The sequence below is a fragment of the Kolteria novifilia genome (genome assembly GCA_007748055.1).
GTDB lineage: Bacteria > Planctomycetota > Planctomycetia > Kolteriales > Kolteriaceae > Kolteria > Kolteria novifilia.
This window is the reverse complement of the sequence record CP036279.1, coordinates 2,983,187-3,005,185: the sequence shown is the minus strand read 5'-3', so window position 1 is coordinate 3,005,185 and position 21,999 is coordinate 2,983,187. Positions and strand designations below refer to the sequence as shown.

The following is a 21,999-nucleotide window of genomic DNA, read 5'->3' as shown; positions in this document are numbered from 1 at the left end:
GCCAACCGGCGTGCGCGTCAGGCAACCGCCTGACCGACGGTGGAAAACGCGATCCCAAAGGAGATGCGATACGATGGGCAAGCGGAGAAAGGATGACAGCGAAGCGGTCTCCCTCTTCCCCTTCCTGAGTATTCTCGCCTGCGTGATCGGCACCTTGACGCTGATGATCACCGGGCTCGCGCTGAGCCAAATCGAAACCGAACAGTCGCCCGAGGTCGTCGAGCGTTCCGAGGAATTCAACGAACTCAAGAAGAAGCTCGAGGCCGACCGCGAGGAACTGGAACGACTCAAGCAACTCCTCGCCAACGCCGCCAAACTGCGTGAGGAACTCCTCGCCGCGAAGGAGGAGTTGGCTCGACTCGAGTCGCAAAAGGACCGCAAGTCAAAGGACAACAAGCAGCTCGAATCGTCGATGAGCAAGCTGCTCGCCGAGCTCAATCGCCTCCGGAAACGGGTCAAGGAAATTGAGACGGAGCCCGGAGAACTCGACAAGCAGATCGCCAAGCTCGAAGCCGAAATCAAGAAGCGAAAGGCTCCCCCCAAGGAAGCCGAAGTGCAAGTCCGCCCTGGCGGCAGCGGCCACAACCTCGACGCGACCTTCGTCGAGTGCGCCGCCAACAGCATCGCGATCCTCGGCGACAAGAAGGAGATCCGAATCCGTCGCGGCGACATCACGAAGAAGGACGGCGACTTCCGCAAGTTGCTCGATACCGTCGCGGGACGCAAGAAGGGAACGATCATTTTTCTCATTCGTCCCGACGGCGTGGGAAGCTATCGCACCGCGTACTACTTCGCGCGGTCCCACTACGGACCCAACGGCTATTGCCCCAACGGCAAGTTGCCGTTGACGACCCATGGACGCATCGATTTGAGCATGTTCAAACGCGGCAGCTAGCGATTAGGTCCGCCGCGAGCGATTCCCAACTCCGAGGAGGAGTGACCGATGGCAAGACGTAACAACGCCGGTGGGGGTGGCGCAAGCCTCGACTCGCTGCTCGACACGATGACCAATGTCGTCGGCATCCTCGTCATCATGCTCGTCGTGACCCAGCTCGGCGTCAGCGACGCGGTCAAGCGCATCAAGGGCTTCGTCGACGAGATCACTCCCGATCAGCTCGCCTCGGCCCAGTCGGAGTCGGAGCGTCTGAAGGAGATGCTCGCCGAATTGAAAATCGACCTCGAGGAGGCCGAAACCGACACCGCCGACGAGCGCGTCGATCTCAAGGACAGCCAGAAGCTGATCGAGGAACTCAAGAAGGATCTCGCGGCGCTCAAGAACATCTCGGTCGATCCCAACGCCATCCAGAAGGATGTCGACAAGCACCAAGATCAGGTGGCGAAGCTCGAAAAGCAGATCAACGAGCGTCAGAGCAAGCTCGCGTCGCTGAAGGCACGACTGGCCAAGACGCCCGCGCGCGGACCCGACCCGGAAGGCAAGATCGTCAATCTACCCGATCCGCGTCCCGCTCCCAAGGGAGCCAGCAGCGTCACGTTCGTCTGCCAGGGCAACCGGCTGATGCCCCTGGACAGTTCCAAGTTGCGGGAGGACACGATCGAGTTGATCGGCAAGGCGCAACGCTCGCTCATGAAGAACAACAAGATCGACTGCGACAAGCTGGTGGAGCTCTTCGATCGTCGCGCCGTCACCGACACCTTCTTTCGGGTGAAGATGAAGATCGTAGGCGGACTTCCCTACATGGTCTTCGAACACCGCGAGAACCGCGGCGATCCGCTCGACAACATCTCCAAGTCGACCTCGGTCTTCCAGCGCCGGCTCCGCAAAATCGATCCCCGCAAGCAGTATCTACGGTTTCTCGTTTGGAGCGACAGCTACGAAGCCTACCTCGCCGCCCGTGAAGTCGCCGCCGAAAAGGGATTCGCGGCCGGCTGGGTGCCCTACGAGGAAGGGGCCGAGTACCGCGAGGGGCTCGGTAGCAAGGTCAAACTCACCTGTCCCGGCTACAAACCGCCCAAGCCACAACCCAAGTCCGACAAGCCAGCGCCTCCGACTGACACGATCGACTAGTGCTTTGTCAGATCCCAAGTTCGGGTGGCACTGGCTGCTGATCATCCAGTGAGAAGTGATCGTGGGTTCACAACTCGAAATCGAGCGTTTGACGCAGTAGTAGGCTTCGTCTCAAAAGTTGATCGTCGGCCCGAGGCACAGCGAGTTGATGGGGCACGAGAAGGTCGAAACAGGCGAATCCGTTGGATTCGCCGATGCAGACCGACAAAGTCCCGCGGCAACTTAGCGAGCCGAAGCCAGGGCCGACTTTTGAGACGGAGCCTAGTGTCCTGATTGGTTGGTTCATTGCTCAGAAAACTCTCGGCTACCTTGCTCACACGCGCCGGGGGGGCATGCGGCGACGCGGCCTTGTTGGGACGACATCAGCGGTGGATCAAACGCACCCGAGTAGGTGGCGCAATGTCGCCTCGAGTGTGGGCGTACGGTAGTTGAAACCCGCCTGGGTGAGTCGGCTTGGCGCGAGGCGCGCGCTCGTCGCGAGCTGTCGGCCGCCTGGGCACGTCCGCCATCGATTGACGAACGAGAGCGGTGTCAGCCCCGCCGACCATTGGAGCCCGCACAGTGTCTCGACGAACTCCCGGCCCTTGGTCGGTTCCGGCGCCACGACGTTGACGGCTCCCGAGAGTTCCTCGTTGGTCGCCGCGTAGAGGATGGCGTCGAGTGCATCGTCGAGCCCGATCCAGCTCCACCAACGCTCCCGCCAGTCCCGCGCCCCTTTCGCCCCTCCGCGAAATCCGCGACCAAGCTGCTTGAGGACACCATCGGTCGGCGTCAGCACCATCCCCATCCGCAAGTTGACGACTCGCGTTCCCTTCTCCTGGAGCGAGCGAGCGCCGTTGCCGTCATGCGTTGGTTTCCCCGACGAATCGGAGTCATCGAGGAGTTCGTCCCCGTGCTCGCCCAAGTCGGTTCCCGTCGAGGCGGTGATGATGACCGGAGGACGTCGTTTCCAGCCATGGACCGAACAGAGAAAGACCGTCGCGCCATCATCCGGTCCCGCGTAGGTCAGGTCGATCAACACATCAACGTCGGCCAGCGAACGCTCGTCACACCGAACGCGCGGCACATCGAGTTGATCCGACGGATCCTCCTCGAGCCGATGTTCCGGAACAACGCGAAGCACCCGATGCCCGCCCGTCGAGAGGTAAGGGACCAGCGCCGAACCGACGATTCCGTCCGGATCGACGACGGCGAAGGTCAACGGTGTTGGCGGTGCCAACGCCGCGTGCCGTTCGAGGTCACCCTTGGTGATCCGGTGGCGGTAGGCGAACATGCGATCGAGCTTCTTCTCGAAGAGTTCCCACCCGATCCAGTCACTGACTGGGCTGAGCGGCAGAGTAAGGTCGATGTCGTCCTTCAGAAGAGTCGAAGTGTCGTCGATCGACTCGAAGCGGTGGGTGTGAACCCATTGGTGGAACGGGCCGGAGATCTGTGTGTCGCGGAACTGCTCGCCGTCGATGGTATCGGAATGGCGGGCGAGCCAGCGTTTGGTGAATGGCCCGGCGGGGATGCCGATCACCAACTCGTCGCCATCATGAATCGAGCCCGTCCGCGACAGAACACGAACGGGCTCCCAGGGTGGATTGAGTCGTTCAAAGGCCCCCGGCCGGGCGTGCCAGCGGAAGACCTCCTCGGAAGAAACTTCGATCCGGCACTCGCGAACGAAGTGATGGTTGCCCATGCCGTCGGTCGATCACCTTCATGAGTCTTGTGCGGGAGGCCCCTCGCTTCCCTCGACTTGCTCTTCCTCGGCCATCTTACGAAGCTTTCGGAGGGCTCGCACTTGAATCTGGCGAACTCGCTCCCGGCTGACACCGAGCCGGTTGCCGATCTCCTCGAGCGTTTGGGCTTGTCCGGGAGCCTCCAGTCCAAAGCGTGCGACGATCACCTCGCGGATCGACGGATCCAGGCAGTCGAGCAGTCGAACGATCGTGCCATGGGCGTCGCGCAATCGTTGGTCGTCGTCCGAGTCCCAATCGTCCGCGGCTTGCGTGACCTCGAAGATCTGATCGCCTCCGGTGACGTACCGGCGATTGCGCTGCGTCTGCTGGATCGAGGAAAGATTCACGCCGTTACGAATCGCCCGGGTTGCGTAGGTGCTGAACTTGAAACCGAGGCTGTAGTCGAACTTCTCAACCGCCCGCATCAGCGCGATGTTCCCCTCACTAATGAGCTCCTCCAGCGTGTTGGTCGGGTCGATGAACTTCTTGGCGACCGAGACGACCAGGCGGAGGTTCGCGTTGATCAGCTTCCCCCTCACCTCCCTCGACTCGGCGAGCAACTCGTCGATCGCGTCGAGCGCGGACTCCTTCGGCCGATCGACATTGATCTTTCGTCTGAGGCACTCGGCCCTGTACTTGAGGTAGTTGAGCTTGCGGAAGAGGTAAACCTCCTGCTCCTTCGTGAGCAGATCCTCGTCACTGAGTCTGACCAGATAGCTGCCCAGCCCCGTGTCGGTCGGCGGCGTCCATGGCTTGCGGCGCCGTGGCGGCTTGGTGGCGACGGGATAGGCCCCGAGAATCTCGGCCTCGGCGCCGCGCTTGCGGAAGTCTTGGTTGTCGACGAACTCGATTTCCGTCTCCGTCATCTGGCGAGCTCGTTCGAGCAAGGCGACGGAGGGCCGCGGTTTCGACGCGCGGGCGTTGCTTTGATTCACCACGGTGCCCACCCGGTTGGTCTTCTTGCGGCTGCTCGGCGTTGAACGACACGCGGTGGTCATGGGGTGGCCCTTTCGTGGACGATCACGGTTAACGATCAAAACGTTCACTTTATTGATACTCCAGGATTTCGGTCGGTCAAGCGATACCTGCCGGTCGTGACGTCTTCCTTTGCCTTTCTCCAAAGTATTTTCCTGTCATTTCTCAAGATTCCTGCTGGTTTTGCCACGAAACCCCACGGTGGGACGAAACGACATTTTCGGTCAAATCGTTCATTTTTTTCGGATCAAGATCTTGGCGGAAAGGAAGCGATGTGTCTTGGCGCCATGAAGAGCGGGCCAGACGTAGCGGCTCGCAAGGCGCAGACGGGATCTCAAGGAAGAACGCGGATGTTCCTCACGAGCTGACACAATGAGTGCGGCTTGCCCCGAGTGCCGGCTCTTGGGTACCGGCTCTTCGGTGCCATGCCCAGAGGATCACGCATGTATGGGCATGCTCCCCGGCAGACTCTCGAATCCGGCAGACGTTGGTGCCTAGCCCGGAATCAATGGTGGAAGGAGACTCTAACGCTCGGAAGCGGAGCCACTGCTGTCCAGAGGAGGACGTCCCCGACGGGGACGTCGTTTGCGCGGATTGATCCAACGGGCGAAACTGACCAGTTGGGTGAGCGTCAATCCGGAAGAGGTGTGGGGCAACCGACGAAGCAACTGCTCATCGGCGCGTTGTCCGCCGATCACGACCGCGACGCCCTGCTTTTCCGCCTCGGCGTAGAACTCGGCGTAGCGTTCCTCAAAGTCGCGCGGCATGACTTGGTAGCTGACCGACATCCAGACGAGTGTCGGCTTTAGCTCGCAGGTCGCCTGCAGGAAGGATTCGATCGGCGTCTCCGGGCCGAGATTGATCGCTTTCCATCCTTCGTCGAGCAGAACCATCTCGCACAGGAGGCTCGGCAGCAGCGATTGATCTCCCTCGATCGCCCCGCCAAGGGCCGTCGGTCGATCCTTGGCCGCGTGCGCCTCGAGCGAGCTTCGGAGGGAGAAGAGACTCGACGCACACAGTTGGGTCGCACGATGCTCCTCGTAGACATCCAGAGCGCCGCGTTCCCAGTCGCTTCCCACCCGGTGCATCGACGGGGCGACGATCTCGTCGCCAAGCTTCGCGATCGGCATCCCTTGCTGATAGGAGCCCTGAATGACCGCGTTGACTTGCTCGATATTCCCCTTCAGTAGGGCGTTGTAGAGCCGATCGGCAAGGTCCGACGCGTCGGACCGAGCGGGCCGCACCTCGAGACAGCCAAGGTCGAGATGAGGAAATTCGCCGTCGCGCACGAGTCGCAAGACATCGGCGACCAAGACCTTGCGGTGCCCCCCCGCGGTCTTGTGGGCGGGCAAAATCCCATCATCGACCCAGCGTTTCACCGTACTGACGCTGACTCCCAGCGCCTTGGAAACGCGTGTGGTGCTGACGTAGTTCGGCTCGGTCATCCTCTTCCGCCGACGTTGGCTGATCACTTCAAGAATCCACGAAACGCCTAACTTAGGGCATCCCAACAATTTATGCTAGAGCCATTGTCAACGCGCCGAGGGATGATTCGACGTCGCTTCTCGCCGTAAGTGGCCGAGAGGCTGACACTTGGCGGAAGCTGACGAACCTGGCCATGACGGCTGCCCGCTATTGGATACGCGTTGTATTCCGAATCCGCGAGCCGTCTTTCCGAGGACTCGACCGGTGGCCCCACCACGCCTCTTGCTCGACACCAACATCTTGATCGCTTCGGCGTACGCTTCCTCGTCGGCGAGCCGCTGGATTGTCGACGGTTGCCTCGAGGGTCGTTTTCAAGCGGTGATGACCCTCGCGGTCCAGCGCGAGTACGAACGGATCGGGCACGCGGCGCTCAAGCGTCCCGAGCAGCTCGCGCGGCTGTCGGAGCTTCTCGACTCGGCTCGGCTGGTCGAACCGGTCCCGACCCGTCGCGTGGTGCCTGACGATCCCGATGACGACAAGTTCGTCGCCGCCGCCCTTTCCGGCTCGGTCGACGTCCTGATCAGCAACGACCAGCACTTGCTCGACCTCGACGGCTTCGAGTCGATCCGCGTCCTCCGCCCCGGCCGCTTCCGCGACGAATGGGAGGAAGAGGACTGAGGGGAGTGGGAGTTTGTTGGCGATCCGCCGTCGTGGCAAACGTGTCGTCAATACCGGCCGGGTGGCCCAGGTTGCTGCTTCCACACATGCATGGAGCGCAAGTGTCCGGGTGGCCCAGGTTGCTCGTCAACCTGGGTGGCGAAGCCACAAGAGCCCCTTTACCAGAGAGCCCCGATTGGACCATCGACCGGTCTCCCGTGACAGCAGCGACACATTCAGAACGTGCTGAGGATCAGCTGTTCTCGGCGAGGAAGAACGTTGTTTCAACGAGATCGATCCAACAAGCCGCTTCTCGATCATTGAGGGAAGGATACACACTTGAATCAAGAAGTACCAAACACCGACGATGTCACTGGTCTGCCACTGGACGGGGTGGCCCAGGTTGCTCGTCAACCTGGGTGGCGAAGCCACAAGAGCCCCTTTACCAGAGAGCCTCGATTGGACCATCGACCGGTCTCCCGTGACAGCAGCGACACATTCAGAACGTGCTGAGGATCAGCTGTTCTCGGCGAGGAAGAACGTTGTTTCAACGAGATCGATCCAGCAAGCCGCTTCTCGATCATTGAGGGAAGGATACACACTTGAATCGAGAAGTACCAAACACCGACGATCTCACTGGTCTGCCGACGGACGAAGCAACTCGAGCAACCGGAGTCTTCGCACGTGCAGCAGTTCTCCGCCAACAGGCAGATACGGGCGACACGTGCAGGTAGGCAGTGGGCGGCTTGGTTTCGAATAGGTGAATGGTCGTCTCCTCCTGAGCCGGCGTATTGAATCGCGTTTCGATACAGCCCTTCTGGACGGTTCGAGAAGATGAGCGAGTCGATCAACCGCAACAGCCGACAGCAGGGCCTCTTGTGGCGGCGCCACCCAGATTGGCAAGCAATCTGGGCCACCCCTGCCGACAGCAGGGCCTCTTGTGGCGGTGCCACCCAGATTGGCAAGCAATCTGGGCCACCCTGCCGACAGCAGGGCCTCTTGTGGCGGTGCCACCCAGATTGGCAAGCAATCTGGGCCACCCCTGCCGACAGCAGGGCCTCTTGTGGCTTCGCCACCTAGGTTGGCAAGCAATCTGGGCCACCCCTGCCGACAGCAGGGCCTCTTGTGGCTTCGCCACCCAGGTTGGCAAGCAACCTGGGCCACCCCTGCCTTGTGATTCGGAGCGATGAATGGGTCACCGAGTTGTCCACGACGATGAGTTGTTCGCTCACTTCATCACGTTCTCGTGCTTTCGTAGGAGACGCATCCTTGATCTCGATTGGCCCAAGCGAATCGTTCTTGGATCACTTGTGGCTCAGATGGAGAGAGAGTCGGCGACGTGTGTCGGCTTTGTCGTAATGCCCGATCACGTCCACCTCGTGGTCTCCTTCTCTTCCGTGGGCAAGCTCAGTCACTTCATGCAAGGTTGGAAGCGGCGTCCCAGTTACGAGATCCGTCGTTTCCTTCGACGCAGCCACTCCAAGTACGAGGCATGGATCCGAGATGACGAACCGATCTGGCAAGCAAGGTATTATTCGTTCGAAATTTACACCCAGGACAAGTTGCTCGGGAAGCTCAAGTACATGCACGAGAACCCGGTGAGAGCTGGTCTCGTTGCGAATACCGTGGATTGGCCTTGGAGTTCGGCGCGTCACTACGAATTGGGCCAAACGGTCGGTGTGCCCATCGGGTCTGCGGGATGACGGGCCTCTTGTGGCGGCGCCACCCAGATTGGCAAGCAATCTGGGCCACCCCTGCAGACAGCAGGGACTCTTGTGGCGGCGCCACCCAGATTGGCAAGCAATCTGGGCCACCCCTGCAGACAGCAGGGCCTCTTGTGGCGGCGCCACCCAGATTGGCAAGCAATCTGGGCCACCCTGCGGCGCCACCCAGATTGGCAAGCAATCTGGGCCACCCTGCGCGGTGCGGAAAAACCGCATGACGGTAAATATGGGGAAGCAACCCCATCGCGACAACGGGGAGGGAGAGGGCCGCCTCTCCCTTACCCGCTCACCCGAAGGCACCCGAAGCAGGGAGATGCATCGAATCGCCAGCAATGCTATTCGTGACGAAGGGCTTCGATGGGGTCCATGAGGGCGGCGCGGCGGGCGGGATAGAGCCCGAAGAAAAGACCGACCATCATCGCGATGCCGAGCGAAACGAACACCGACCAGGGCGCCACCCGCGGCACGAGATCGCGGACTGCGTCGGGAAGGACCTGATAAACGTCGGGATAGAAGGCCTGCATGAAGTTCTGAAGCAGCCAAACACCCGTCCCGCACGAGAGCCCGAGCAAGACGCCAAGCAACCCGCCGGTCGCGGTGAGCACCAGCGTCTCGGTCAGGAATTGCCACATGATGTGACTGCGTTTGGCGCCCAACGCGCGGCGAATGCCGATCTCGCGGGTCCGCTCGGTCACTGTCGCGAGCATGATGTTCATGATGCCGATGCCGCCGACCAAGAGCGAAATCCCGGCGATGACCACCGACAAGAGCGAGAGGAGCATCCGCATGATCTCGGCCTGCCGCAGGAGTTCCTTCGGGACGACGACGGCGTAGTCGGGGGTATCGTGGTAGCGGCGCAGGAGTTCTTCGACCATCTCGGCGGTGCCGTCGACCTCGTCGAGACTGCCGACCTTGAGGGTGATCTGACTCAGTTCGACGATCTCGCCCTCGAAGCTGCCCGAACGTGCGGTGAGAACCTGGTCGCCGATGCGAACCCGCAGCGTCGAGAGCGGGATGTAGACATCGGCGTTGAAGTTTTGCGCCGAGAGGCTGCCGCCGATTCCCGCCGACGGGGTTCTCGACTCGGTTTGCCCGACGATGGTGTAAAAATCGTCGCCGACCTGAATGCTCTCACCGATCGGGTTCTCGAAGGGGAAGAGTTGCTCGGCGACCCCCGCGGCGATCACCGCGACATTGGACCGGGAGCGGACGTCCTGCTCGGTGAGGAATCGGCCACGGCCGACGCGAAGCTGGTTGATGCTCTGAAAAGCGGGCTTGGCCCCGACCAGTCGGCAGTCCTGTAGCCGTTGCCCATGCCGGACCGCCTTGGTGATCTCGCGCATCGGCACTGCCTCGACGATGGCGGGAATCCCGGTCGTCAAGCGGGTGAAGTCGTCGCGGAGGATGCCGTAGCGGACCATGAGGCTGCCGGGACCGCCGCCGGAGCTGACGTCGGTCGGCTTGACGCTGCGGACGATGATGCTGGTGGCGCCGAGGCTCTTGATCTGCTCTTGGGCGCGTTCGCTGATCCCCTCGCCCATCGCGACGAGCCAGATGACGGCGGTAACGCCGATGAGGATGCCGAGTACCGTCAGCGCCGAGCGCAGCTTGTGTAGGAAGAGGCTCTTGACCCCGACGCGAACCGTCAGCCATAGCGCCCGCAGCGAAAGATTCAACGCAGCCTATCCTCGGTGAAAGTCCCTCGAGTTGCCCGTGGCATGTTGTCGGCCTCCGCGTGGTGAGGGCGTGGTCTGGACATCACGGCCGGGTCGACGTCCTTGGTCGAACTCAAACGCCGGGCACCGTTCCCTTGGAGGGACTCTTGTGGCTGTGCCACCCAGGTTGACGAGCAACCTGGGCCACCCAGATGACCCTCGGTCGGTCCGTCAGCTAGCCCGATTCCGCGGGGGCCGAGGTGGGGCCGGCGCCGGCTTGAGCGCGGAACCGCTTCGCGGCGGCGTCGGCTTCCTGGGCGTCGATGCCGCCATCCTTGTTCGCGTCGAGCCGATCGAAGAAGCCCTTCATCCGATCGGGGACTTCCGCCTTGGTCACCTTACCGTCCTTGTCGGCGTCGTAGGTCATCAGCGGCTGACGCGGGGGCCCGCCGCTCTTCTTCGAGGCCGGCGGACGCCCTCCCTCGCTCGGCATTCCGGGCGAACGCGGCGGCTTGGCTTCCCCGCCCTTGTTGGCGTCAGCTTCCCGGTCATCTTCCGATTCCTTCTCACTCTCGCGTTGCTGGGCGTCGGTCATCTCGGTGCGGACCTCCGGAATGACCGCCCGCGGATTGAGGATGACCCGTTCCCCTTCGACCAAGCCGTCCCTGATCTCGATCGCGGTGTCATTGCTGGCACCGATGACGACCGGGCGTTTCTCGAAGCCCTTGTCGGTCCTGACGTACGCGAAGTAGTGGTCCTCGCCGATCTCGACGACCGCGAGCAGCGGCACCATCAAGACTCCCTCGTGCTCGGCGATGGTGATGGTGACTTCCGCCGTCATGCCGGGCTTGAGGTCCGAGAGCGACTCGTCGTCGATCGAAACGACCGTCGCGTACTCCTTGACCGAACTGGAGAACCACGAACCGGGTTCCGGTTGGTTGGCGACGGAGACGACATGGCCGTCGTACTCGTGGTCGAGCATCTGGATGACGGCGGGCATCCCGGCTTTGACCTTGCTCACCTTCGTTTCGTGAACCGAAACGCGGACCTGCATCTGGTCGAGATCGGGGAGGCGGATAATAGTCTGGAACTCGCGGACGGTGGCGCCTTCGTAGATGTCGATGTCGTTGTTCGACCGACGACGGCGGCTCTGCTCGTTGTTGTAGACGACCATGCCGTCACGGGGAGCGACGATCACCGTCGACAGAAGCTGTTCCTTGAGCCGCTCGAGTTTCGATTTCTCGAGATCGGCGGCGGCCTTCTCCGCGAGCATCTGAGCTTCGGCCGAGTCGCGGGCGCTCTCGAGTTCCTTGACGGTCTTCGGTTTGGTGTACTCGACCAGGACGCGCCGGGCGGTCGTCTGAGCGCCGAGATCGAGTTCGGCCTGCTGCACGGAGAAGCGATTGGCCTCGAGCTGCAATTGGGTAATGTAGCCCTTGCGGAACATCTTCTCGGCGTAGTCGAGCATGTTCTGGGAACTCTTAAGGTTCTCCTCGGCGAGGATGAGATTCCCCTCCGCGACCTGGAGTTCCTGCACGTAGGTCCCCTCGAAGTACTCCTTGACCGCGATCGTCGCCGACTCGTAAGTTTCGAGCGCTTGGATATAGGAGGATCGGGCCCGTTCATACGCGATCGTCTGTTCGGTGATCGCCTGTTCGATGTTGGAGGCCTCGAAGCGAACCAGTTCGGTCCCCTCGGTCACGCGGGTTCCGTCCTCAATGATGCTGAGGATGGTCGTCCCGCCCTGGACCATGCACTTAAGCTCGATGTTGCTGGCGCTTTCGACGTTGCCGTCCTCGGTCACGTTGATCCGAAGGGTCCCGCGGCGCACGGGAGCGGTCTGGATCGAGCCGGCGAGCCCATCGCCCGTCTCCAGCATCGGCCGCAGGAAGGTCGGCGACGTCCAGACGACCGCACCGATCAGGCACAGCGCGAGGATTGAAATGATCCACCGCGACGCGTAGCGAGGGCCGTCGGATTTGCTTCTCTTGGTCCGCGGAGTCGAGGCAGGTTCAGCGACGCTCATGGGGTGTCGTCTTCCTCTAGTGAAAGCGGTGCGCTTGGTGGCAGGATCTCGACCGGTTTCCAAGCCTTAGCCGGTGGAGTTTCCGAAATTGTACCAGTTCCGTCCTCTCGAGGGGGCGTTTGTGATCCGAGAGGAACCGTTTTTGTCTCTTCAGCGGTCGACGCGATCATCTCCACATGACGCGTCGTGGCCGGTTGCTGGCGAATCACTTCGGGCATCACCGAGTTGATCGCCCGCTGATACGCGAGCGCCTCCGCGGGACTCATCCGGAGATCGACCACGACGTCGTGCCAGCGTTCGCCTTCGTCGAGCCTCGACTTGATCTCCCCGAGGCGTTGGAGGAACTCCTGGCGGTCGGCGATCGGGATCTGGTTCTCAGGCTTCTCTCCGCGAAGACGGCCGACGAGACGATTCCACCACGAGGGCAACTCCTTGGGAGCGGCCTCGGAAGGCTCCGCGATCATGTCCGTTGTTGGCTCGTCCGCTTGCTCGGAACTCGCCGATTTGGACCCGATCTTGACGATTTTGGTCTCGTTTTCGTCCAAATCGTGTCGTTTCGGTGCCGATTCGCCCTCATTCTCGTCCAAAAAGGCGGCCAAATCCTCGATCTCGGGCGGAACCTCGAGATACCCCTCCGCCGAGGTCTCGTCGATCGGCCCCACGTCGCGGACCGCGTCCTCGTACTTTTCGACCTGTTCGTAGAAAGCATTGATCGGCCGCTCGCCCCCAGGCGGACAAGAGACCGGACACTTCAACCCCGCCAACGCCTCCCCAACCAACTGCTCAAACGGTTCCTCAATCCACAGATTGTCGTCGTTGACCCGCATCAACCCCAGATCGAACAGCAAGTTGAGTCGAATCGCCTCATAGTTTACCCAAACGCTGAGAAAATTATTCTGGGTATTGCGGAAGTCCGCCAACGCGGCCAGAAGGTTCTGGGCCAACGTCGGGCTGAGCTGCTGCGGCGGTTCACCCGGCAACGGTGGACTGAAGGGCTGATTCAGCTCATCCAACGTCAAATCGACACGGCGAATCGACAGAATCAACGCCCGCCGTTGGATCTCGAGGTTCTTTTCCAGACGATCGAGCTGCCGCAACTCCCGCCGCAATCCGAGCGAGACCTGGTCGACGAATCCCATGTAGCTGCGGCGCGTCTGCTGGTAATCGATCAGCGACTGGCGGAAGGTATTCTTCTCCGCGAACCGGTTCAGCGGAGCGCGGAAGGTGAGCCGTGCCTGCAAGTTGCTGCTGGGACTACGGAAACGGACGGGATTATTCCCGACGGTCCCCAGTTCGCCGTTGACCTCGAGATCCAACAACGCCTTGAGCCGGTTGGCGTTCAAGTCGACCAATCGCCACTGATCGACGACCGAGGCCCGGGCGTTCATCCAGTCCAGACGGTACTGCCGAGCGATCGAGAAAGCCTCGCAGAAGTCGAGCTTGACCGGCACAATGTAGATCTTCTCAAGCCGAAGCCGCGCGTCGAGAAGTTGGATCTCGCTCACCTGCGACTTCACCCGACGAATCGTCTCGACCAGGAAGTTCGCCGCTTCGGCACTCTCTCCGGCCGATTCCATCGCGTCAAACTCGTCGATTCGTGCGAGATTCGTGCGAAAACGCTCCCGAAGAGAGGCGATCCGGTCGGGAAGCCGCGCGATTTCCACATCAAACTGTTCGCGTTCGGCCTCTGTCTTGATGAGCTTGCGACGCTCCGGGGCGGCTCCGTCGAGCTCCGCCAAGTCCCGCGCCACCACCACGAAGAAGTCATTGACCCGATGGACCACTCCCGACAATTCATCACGCATCGGATCGAGCTGTTCCTTCGTCGCCTTCACGGGAAGTCGACCCGTCCGCTCCAGAAGACCCTCCAACTCCCGATTGGCGTCCATCAGTCTCGGGTCGACGAACTCGAAATCGGCCAACAGCGAATCGTCGACGACACAAGGCAGCGACGGCGGCAGATTGAGCGTCGACACCAGGAAGTTCTCAAATTGATCCTGGAAATTGACCTGCCGGCGGAGCAGGTTCGAGCGTTCGGTCTCGATACTCTGCCGAAACTCGTCTACCTGGACGGGGTCGATCAGGCCCGCTTCGAAGAGGGCATCGAGTAGCCCGAGCGTTTGAAGCTGGGCGTCGAGACTCTCCTGGGTCCGCTGAATTTCGTAGATGACCTGGATGAGCCCATAGTAGCCGCCGACGGTCCCTTCACCGCCACCCGCGAGGCCGGTGCCGGTTCCGCCGCCACCTCCGGCGAGACTTCCCCCACCAAACGTGTTGACGCCGAGGTCCTGGCCGACGCCGCCGAAACCACCCTGGCCGACGCCCGAGAAACCGGTCAGCCCCGCACCACCCTGGAAGCCGCCCAAACGCTGGATGCCATCGGTCGTCCCGATGCCGTAGGCGACGTTCAAGTAGAGCGAATTGACGAACCGGGCCCATGACCGAAGGTTCGACAAGAGGCGCCGTTCGACCAGCGTCAGCGGTTCGAGATTGAAGGCTTTGCCGCCAAACTGCAGAAAACGACGGACCACCGAGAAGCTGAGGATCGAGGTCGCGAAGTTCGTATGGTTGGGGCCGGCGAAGTTGAAGACGATCGAGTTGGCCGCCCCGACAAGGATCGAGCCACCGCGAGCGAGGTTCCGCTCCGCCTCGAAATTCGAGCGAAGGTCAAGCACGCTGAACGAGTTGCCGGTCCCTGGACCGGTCGCTCCGATCACCGCCCGTGGTTTATCCCCCTGCACTTGCTCGATGACATCGTTGCCGCCGGCGAACTTCAGATCGAACGCGAACCGTTCGAACGCGACGTCGAGGGCCGAGAGGTAGATCGTCTCGATCTCGCTGCGGTACTCACGTCGATTGAGCCGCGCCAGTGTCACCGCGGTCGGCAAATCGAGAACAATTTGCCCTTCCTCGTTGGTCGGTACGTAAGTTGGCAACAGCCGCAGCCATTCGGAGTTCTCCACGGAAGAAATCGGGCTGTTGGGCCGCCACTTCTTGAAGTTCTTGATGCCGTAAACGCAGCGCATGTACTGATGCGAGGCCGGATCGTCCGGAGGCATCGGCGGATCGTTGGGGTTGTAGGGCGAGAAGAGCCGCGAGCGCTGATCGGGATAGACGTCGAAGTCGCAGAACTGCCAGCGGGGGTTGTAGGACTTCTGCCGGACCAGCCGCGTCGCCTCGCGGTCGGCCTTCTTCCGGTAGTAGTTCCTTCCGCAACCGCCCACGAGCGTGAGCAGCAGCGTCACGGCCAGCGTGACACCGAGCGATTGCGTGCTGTCAAGTCGCAAGACGCGCATGGCATCCTTTCCAAGACATCGTCCACCCCACCGGCGCAATCGGGACGCATCCTACGTCGAGAAGAACCGTCGGATTCGGGTCTTCTGTGATTGTCGACCGATCGGTACGAAACGGATCAGGGCTTCGACTCGACCGCCCGCCAAGCTTCTGACAACTGCGAAAAGAGTGACGACTGTTCCGGTTGTGATGCCTCCGACGCCCTCGGACAAATGCACGCGATCATCAATTTGCCCCAGGACGACGTCGCCCCTTTGGTGGCTCTCCTCTGCCCCCCTGGTTCAAGGGGCGCCGGCATAAAGAGGGTAAGACTCTCGTGGCTTCGCGAGATCCTCCGGGGCGCTGCCTAAGACCCCCTCCTTCTCCCCCTTGGACAAGGGTGAGCAATTGGAGCGCCCCTTGGACAAGGAGGAGCAATTGGAGCGCCCCTTGGACAAGGAGGAGCAATTGGAGCGCCCCTTGGACAAGGGGGAGCTTTCGGAGAGCGATGTCGCCCCGTCGGGGCTCATCTCGTCGCTCGTGTCCTCCTGGCACTTACGTGCCAGGCATTACTTGGCCGCCGCTTCGTCGGTCGTCGGTCGTCGGTCGTCGGGTGGAGGAGCGGGTGCGTTGTTTCAACTTAGGGTAACGACGACGGTTGGAATATCCCTCGTTCCAAGTGATGCAGGCGGAGAATGGGCTTCGCTCAGGTGGGAAAAGTGGCTATCTGGGCCGAAATCGGGCCCGCATCGAAGTCTCGCCTGCACTGGTGGCAGGGGAACGTCGTCTCATGAACACTCCGAACGTTCGCGGCGTTCACTGGGCACAAGGAGTCCCCAATGTTCCCGATGATCAGCGCGATGGCCGCCGTCCTCGTGGCCTGGGCGCTCCTCTCGACCCTGCTGATCGGTCTCGGACTGGCCGTGGCGCGTCTGGCTGGCATCCGCCGACTCGACATGGATCAGTTGCTCGTCGCCTTCTGGATGGGCCTGGCCGCCACCATCGCGGGGCTACAGTGGTGGCACTTCCTTTTTCCAGTCACGGAGGCGATCTACCTCCTGCTCGTTCCTCTCGCATGGCTGGGCTTCCACGGACGCGTCGCCGAGATCCTTGGTCTCCTGCGTGGCGGCTTGAACTCGAGCCCCCTCGCCGTGACGAGCATCGTCCTCGCCGCGATTTGGTTGGCGAACCTCGCGATCGGCCCCTGTAACTCAATCGACAGCGGCATGTATCATCTAAACGTCATTCGCTGGACGACCGACTACGCGATCGTTCCGGGGCTCGGCAATTTGCACGTTCGCCTTGGCTCCAACCAGTCGGGCCTCCTCTTCAGCGCTCTACTCGATACCGGCATCGGGCGGGGTCGATCGCATCACATCGGCAATTCCTTGCTACTCGTGAATCTTGTCGTGCTGAGCATCTGCTGCCTGGAACGTTGGCGTTGCTCGAACCGGCGTTGGACGAGCGATCTCTTCGCCGGGATCCTCTTGGTTTCGGCGATCCAAATGGCGAATCACTGGATTTCGACCTTCAACACCGATCCCCATCCCGCGCTCGCCCTCTACATCGCCGCGTGGCGGTTGCTCGCCTACTGGGAGATGCGCGACGAGCCGAGCGCCACCCGCTCCTACGAACTCCTCGTCGTCGCGACGATGCTTGCGCTCGCGGTGGTGATGAAACTGACGGCGCTCTTCTACGTCGTCGCCGCCTCTTTGCTGCTGGTGACACTGGTCGTCGGCGTCCGTCGTACCTGCGACCGCCGTCACGCCCTGATCGGTTGGGCATGTGCGGGGTTGCTGCTGGTTGCCCCCTGGCTGGGGCGAGGCGTCCTCCTGACAGGCTATCCGCTCTACCCGAGCACCCTACTCGCCGCGCCGGTGCCGTGGCGCGTGCCGAGCGAACTGGTCGATGCGGAACGAGAACACATCCGAGCCTTCGCCCGCGTCCATGAATGGGCGTTCGACCCAATGCGGCGCGCGAGCTGGGAGGGCTGGAACTGGTTGGGACGCTGGTGGAGTCTCGCGGAGCGCGACCTGCTGGTGCCGGCGGGACTTGTCCTCGTGGCGGGGCTACTGCTGCCGCTCGCGTGGAGACGACTGAGCAGCGACGCCCGGCGAAGCCTGCTGCTTCTGATGCCGGCGCTGGTGGGAATCGTCTGTTGGTTCGGCACGGCTCCCGACCAGCGATTCGGGTTCTTTCATTGGTGGATTGCCGCGGGACTGATGCTCTCGCTTCTGCTGAGCCGGGCGAACATTGCCATGCGGCCGGGTTGGCGATCCTCAACGGCCCTCGCGGTCCTGTTGCTCGCGATGGCGAATATCAAGAATCCCTACCAAGGGACGGGAGAGGATGCTGGCTTTCATCCCCTGCCGGTCGCACGAGCGACGCCGCTAACGACCGACTCGGGACTTCAGGTGTGGGTGCCCCGAGAGTGGAAGCTTTGTTGGGACGCGCCCCTCCCTTGCACGCCTTTCTTCAATCCACTCTTGCGGCTCCGGCGTTCGGACGACTTGAGTTCGGGTTTCGTTCTCGATCCCCCTCCGGTCCGGCTGGCCGGTCCCGGACATCGCCCCCACTGGTGAGGTCGCACCAACCGTCCGGAAAACACTCTCAGATCCCATGCCCACAACACGCTGGGTTGGGTGCCATGCCCGCAACACGCTGGGTTGGGTGACATGCCCACGCCTCGTGGGCATGCGTGTGAGGATCTGTTGTTTCCGAACACCCCGGCGTCCCAAACGACGCGACGGTTTACACGTCCTTCTCGAGAAGAACCAAGGCGTACGCGAAATCGCCGGCGCTTCCCATCGGAGTCTCGCGCACCGGTCGCCAGCCCTCTTCGAGCATCCCTTGAACATTGTGGGTTCCACCGTTCTCGGTCGAGACGATGACATAGACTTGACGCTTCATAGGGTCGGTCTCCATAATCCGCCGGTCCCCGAACAAGACATGTCGTCGGCAAGGGACTGAACGAACGTCAGCCCGGATCGTCCGACGCGGGGACATCCCACTCGTGACATGACATCAACGGCACCACCCAAGTGTAGTTCCCCGCGCGCTGATCGCACGTTTCGCTAGAACTCTTCGTCGAGTGGTACCGCGAGCGACAGTCCGATGGTGCAGGCGCGGAGGTACTCGTCAATGTCGAGGAACTCGCGCACCGTGTGGGCGTTGTGCTGACCGCCTCCGAGCGTGACGGTGGGGATGCCGTGAGCGTTGAGCCAGTTGGCGTCGAGCCCGCCGTCGGAAATGTGAAGATCGGGATCGAGCCCCTCCAGCGTCAGGACCTGCTTGGCGATGGCGAGGCACTCTTGCGACTTGTCGAGCCGAAATGCCTCGTAGTCCATCTGGCTCGAGAACTGAACCGACGCCCGCTTTTTGGCGGCGTTGCGGACACCCTTGGCGGCCGCGTTGAACGCCTTGCGGTAGGCGTTGACGATCCGCTCGCGGAATGCGGCATCGTGGCTGCGAGCTTCCGCGCGGACCGAGGCGTGATCGGGAACGACGTTGACCGCGCTGCCCCCGTTCAGGATGCCGACGTTGCTGGTCCCCTTCTTGCGTCCCTTCTGAACGAGCCCGTGCCACCCCTCTTGATGAACGCTGGCGAGCGCCTCGGCCGCGACCACCAGCGCGCTGGCGCCGTCCTCGGGGTGAGCGCCGGCGTGGGCGGCGATGCCGTCGATCTCGATCTGCATGCGCGTCGCCCCGGTGGCGCCGACGATCAGACGTTCATTGGTCCCGCCATCGAAGTTGAAGGCCATCTCCGGCTTGCCCAATTTGTTCACGGCCAGGTGGCGGGCCCCAACGAGCCCGACCTCCTCCTGGACCATGAAGGCGAAGGTGAGCGGGGGATGCGGCAGGTTTCGCTCGAGAATTGCCAGCGCCGTCGAGAGCACGACCCCGACGCCGGAGCGGTTGTCGGCCCCGACCGCGGTTGACGAGGACCTGGGGACGATACGGTCGCCCCTGACGATCGGTTGGCAACCGACGCAGAGCGGGACGGTATCGACGTGGGCGAGCATCATCCGCCGCGGCGCGCGAAAGGTTCCCGGCAGTTTGACGATGAGATTACCGACCTCCCCGCCGTAGGGACTCTTCTTGTGGGCATCGTCGTAGGTCATCGCCGACGGCGCCAGTCCGGCTCTGGTCAGCTTCTCGACGATGAACGCGAGGATCTCTTCCTCTTTTCCCGACGGGCCGGGAATCGCCATCAATTGTTTCACCAAGCTGAGCAGTTCTCGTTTGGGAAGAGTATTCGCGCTCATCGGTTCCTTTCGAAAGGGGGAAACCTTTTTGTAGATCGAACGTCGCTTCTCCCAGTCTACACGAGTCCCTTGACCCAGAAACCCATCCCCCCGGGGACTCCCGAGGTCGGATCGAAACCGACGCGCTGGTAGAGGCGCTTCGCGGGGTGATTGTCGGCGCGGACTTCGAGCGTCAAGCGGCAACAGCCCATCGCCCGCGCCGCGGCCTCGACGTGCCCGAGCAACGCGGCGCCGACCCCCTTCCCACGCGCGGCCGGCGCGACGAAGAAATCGTGGACGTTGAGCAGTGGCTTCGCCGCGAAGGTCGAGAATCCCAGGAAACAAACCGCCAAGCCAGCCGGCGTCGCCCGCTCGCGCGCGACGAAAACGTGGGTCGTGGGATGGTTTCGAAGCCCCTCGATAACGCCGCCGGGCAACGGGAATCTTCCATTGAGCCCCATCGGGTCGCGAGCGTAGCCCTCGAGCAAGGAGAGAACCGCCTGCTGGTCGGCCCGCTTGGTCAAATCGGCTCGGTCGATGTTCAGACTCACCATCGCTTGTTCGCTCGCTCGCGTTTCTCGTGACGTCGGTCCCGTTCGCGGAACCTCGGTGACAGCATATGGGCAGCCTACGGAGACGGGCCGCCGGCGTCAGCGAGAACCGAGCGCCGAGCACGCGCCACGGGGGCCTCACAGTGGTATGAAAGGAGATGGGGCGAGGGATGTCGGTCAAGGTTGTCGAATCGACCCGGAGGGCCCCCAGCCAGAAAGGGACGCGGCGATGGCGGACAAGGTCGAGGAACTCAAAGCAACGTTGGCGCAGCTCCACCAGCAGCTTCAGGATGTCCCGGCGGACGCCCCCGACGTCAAGGCGATGCTCGAGGGAGCGATTGTCGACATTCATTCGACGCTCGACGCCGAGAAATCAGCCGACGAACCGCAGCACGACACGCTCATCGAACCGCTGACCGACGCGGCGAGCCGTTTCGAGGAGTCCCACCCCACCTTGGCGGGCGCGATGACCCGGCTCGTGGAACTCTTGCGCCACATGGGCATCTAGCGCACCGTCAACCGTCCAAATTCGGGTTGATAGTTGGGCGACTTGTTCTCACCGGCTGACAAGCAGCCGGTGGCGCCCGAGCGTCATGTCTTGGCGGTGCACGAGCAGCAAAAAATGGATGTCCAGATCGAGAGAGAAAAGACGATCTGGATAGAGAGGGGAAAAAGTGGAGCGAAGGGGATTCGAACCCCCGACCTCGGCATTGCGAACGCCGCGCTCTCCCAGCTGAGCTATCGCCCCTTTAGAGCCGCAAAGCGTTAAATCATACTCGCTTGCGACATGGTTTCAAGCCCCGGCGGACCAACTTTGGCCCGAGTCCTCCCCGTTGAACGGAAGCGACGTTTCCGGGATTGGCCGTCGGGGCCAATCGTGGCTCTCTCTTACTTGGATACCCCGAATCCGTCGTGTGGGGAAGTGGACAGATGAATATCGAAGACGTCATCGACGCTTCGAACACGTCGATCGCCTTTCTCGTGGTGCTCTTGGTCGTTCTCTTTCTGCTCGTCTACTCGATGGAAAGGCCGTGGTATTAGGCTGTAGGCTGCATCTCAAGAGGCAGCCCTGGCTTCGGCTGGCTGCGTCGGCGCTGGACTTGGTCGGTCTGTATCGACGAATCCAGCGGATTCACCTGCTTCGACCTTCTCATCCCGCACCAACTCGCTGAGCCTCGGGCCGACGATCAACGGTTGAGATGAAGCCTAGCGGCTACGAGCGGTTTGAGACGTCATCGTCGGCAAACTCGCCCGCGACGCGACGCTGGAGGAATTCATGAAGCGGCTTCGCTCGCGCGGCCGCCGTCGCATGGCAGCTTGCCGACCTAACTCATTGTCCCCCAGGTCATTGACGTACCGGAACGCCGCGGATACGGTCACGCCTCCGACGATCATGCCGACCGCGATCAACAAACCGCCCACCGCGGCGAGGCCAACCGTCGCGCCCAGGACTTGCCAATGCCAAGTCGACTCCGGAGCCATCGCGATGGCGTAGATCCCCGCTCCGGTCGCGACCGAGGCCACCGACCCCAGTGCCGGGACGAGGTGAAAACGGTGCGGACACATCGCAGTTCCCTCCCAATCTGAGTCTATTCTACAGACTCCGCGTCGCGTTGGCGGCGGTCCCCCCGGAATCGGACGCGTCCCGAACGGACGCGTTGCGAACGGACTTGTCGATGCGTGATGACGTGGTTGGCGGCGCCGCGCGCTGACGCCCCCAGT

General features: G+C 62.1%; 16 protein-coding genes and 1 tRNA gene. 6 read left to right on the top strand and 11 right to left on the bottom strand.

Annotated elements, in window-relative coordinates; translation table 11 throughout:
* The first annotated feature begins 73 nt into the window (after positions 1-73).
* The gene (locus tag Pan216_RS11095) at positions 74-895 is read left to right on the top strand and encodes a coiled-coil domain-containing protein (RefSeq protein ID WP_145258058.1); all 822 of its coding nucleotides are present in this window, start codon (positions 74-76) and stop codon (positions 893-895) included.
* Positions 896-943: 48 nt separating this feature from the next.
* Positions 944-2,026: a hypothetical protein gene (locus Pan216_RS11090; protein ID WP_145258057.1), complete on the top strand. Its 1,083-nt coding sequence runs from the start codon at positions 944-946 to the stop codon at positions 2,024-2,026.
* 373 nt (positions 2,027-2,399) lie between these two features.
* Here Pan216_RS11090 and Pan216_RS11085 read toward each other — a convergent pair whose 3' ends face one another.
* The 3 genes from Pan216_RS11085 to Pan216_RS11075 form a co-directional block, all read right to left on the bottom strand.
* Complete coding sequence (locus Pan216_RS11085; protein ID WP_145258056.1) at positions 2,400-3,707, bottom strand: SRPBCC family protein; 1,308 nt, start codon at positions 3,705-3,707, stop codon at positions 2,400-2,402.
* Positions 3,708-3,725: 18 nt separating this feature from the next.
* Entirely contained in the window at positions 3,726-4,613 is an 888-nt protein-coding gene (locus tag Pan216_RS11080; protein WP_419193520.1) for a sigma-70 family RNA polymerase sigma factor, read from the bottom strand.
* Positions 4,614-5,246: 633 nt separating this feature from the next.
* Positions 5,247-6,167, bottom strand: a complete 921-nt coding sequence (locus Pan216_RS11075; protein WP_145258054.1) for a B12-binding domain-containing protein — start codon at positions 6,165-6,167, stop codon at positions 5,247-5,249.
* 244 nt (positions 6,168-6,411) lie between these two features.
* On the opposite strand from Pan216_RS11075, the gene Pan216_RS11070 reads away from it, so the two are divergent.
* Both Pan216_RS11070 and Pan216_RS11065 read left to right on the top strand, forming a co-directional pair.
* Positions 6,412-6,825 carry a PIN domain-containing protein gene (locus Pan216_RS11070; RefSeq protein WP_419193519.1) on the top strand — a complete coding sequence of 138 codons (414 nt, stop codon included), beginning with the start codon at positions 6,412-6,414 and terminating at the stop codon, positions 6,823-6,825.
* Between the two features lie 1,169 nt (positions 6,826-7,994).
* Complete coding sequence (locus Pan216_RS11065; RefSeq protein WP_145258052.1) at positions 7,995-8,507, top strand: REP-associated tyrosine transposase; 513 nt, start codon at positions 7,995-7,997, stop codon at positions 8,505-8,507.
* A 356-nt stretch (positions 8,508-8,863) separates the two neighbouring features.
* Here the strand turns inward: Pan216_RS11065 and Pan216_RS11060 are convergent, their stop codons facing one another.
* The 3 genes from Pan216_RS11060 to Pan216_RS11050 form a co-directional block, all read right to left on the bottom strand.
* Positions 8,864-10,204, bottom strand: coding sequence for an ABC transporter permease (locus Pan216_RS11060; RefSeq protein ID WP_419193518.1), 1,341 nt, complete (start codon positions 10,202-10,204; stop codon positions 8,864-8,866).
* 214 nt (positions 10,205-10,418) lie between these two features.
* Complete coding sequence (locus Pan216_RS11055; protein WP_145258051.1) at positions 10,419-12,209, bottom strand: permuted SH3 domain-containing protein; 1,791 nt, start codon at positions 12,207-12,209, stop codon at positions 10,419-10,421.
* Positions 12,206-15,505 (bottom strand): TolC family protein, encoded by a 3,300-nt coding sequence (locus tag Pan216_RS11050; protein ID WP_145258050.1) that lies wholly within the window; start codon positions 15,503-15,505, stop codon positions 12,206-12,208. The genes Pan216_RS11055 and Pan216_RS11050 overlap by 4 nt, the downstream gene beginning before the upstream one ends.
* A gap of 816 nt (positions 15,506-16,321) precedes the next feature.
* On the opposite strand from Pan216_RS11050, the gene Pan216_RS11045 reads away from it, so the two are divergent.
* Entirely contained in the window at positions 16,322-18,064 is a 1,743-nt protein-coding gene (locus Pan216_RS11045) for an LIC_10190 family membrane protein (RefSeq protein WP_145258049.1), read from the top strand.
* A 169-nt stretch (positions 18,065-18,233) separates the two neighbouring features.
* On the opposite strand, the gene Pan216_RS28250 is transcribed toward Pan216_RS11045, so the two are convergent.
* The 3 genes from Pan216_RS28250 to Pan216_RS11035 form a co-directional block, all read right to left on the bottom strand.
* Positions 18,234-18,392, bottom strand: coding sequence for a hypothetical protein (locus Pan216_RS28250; RefSeq protein WP_419193517.1), 159 nt, complete (start codon positions 18,390-18,392; stop codon positions 18,234-18,236).
* A 164-nt stretch (positions 18,393-18,556) separates the two neighbouring features.
* Positions 18,557-19,747, bottom strand: a complete 1,191-nt coding sequence (locus Pan216_RS11040; protein ID WP_145258048.1) for a M20/M25/M40 family metallo-hydrolase — start codon at positions 19,745-19,747, stop codon at positions 18,557-18,559.
* Between the two features lie 56 nt (positions 19,748-19,803).
* Positions 19,804-20,280, bottom strand: a complete 477-nt coding sequence (locus Pan216_RS11035; RefSeq protein WP_145258047.1) for a GNAT family N-acetyltransferase — start codon at positions 20,278-20,280, stop codon at positions 19,804-19,806.
* Positions 20,281-20,506: 226 nt separating this feature from the next.
* Between Pan216_RS11035 and Pan216_RS28245 the strand changes: the two genes are divergently transcribed.
* Complete coding sequence (locus tag Pan216_RS28245) at positions 20,507-20,785, top strand: DUF4404 family protein (RefSeq protein WP_419193516.1); 279 nt, start codon at positions 20,507-20,509, stop codon at positions 20,783-20,785.
* A gap of 167 nt (positions 20,786-20,952) precedes the next feature.
* Here Pan216_RS28245 and Pan216_RS11025 read toward each other — a convergent pair.
* Both Pan216_RS11025 and Pan216_RS11020 read right to left on the bottom strand, forming a co-directional pair.
* A tRNA-Ala gene (locus Pan216_RS11025) sits at positions 20,953-21,025 on the bottom strand.
* 458 nt (positions 21,026-21,483) lie between these two features.
* On the bottom strand, positions 21,484-21,843 hold the full coding sequence (locus tag Pan216_RS11020; protein ID WP_145258045.1) for a hypothetical protein: 360 nt from the start codon (positions 21,841-21,843) through the stop codon (positions 21,484-21,486).
* Positions 21,844-21,999 lie beyond the last annotated feature (156 nt).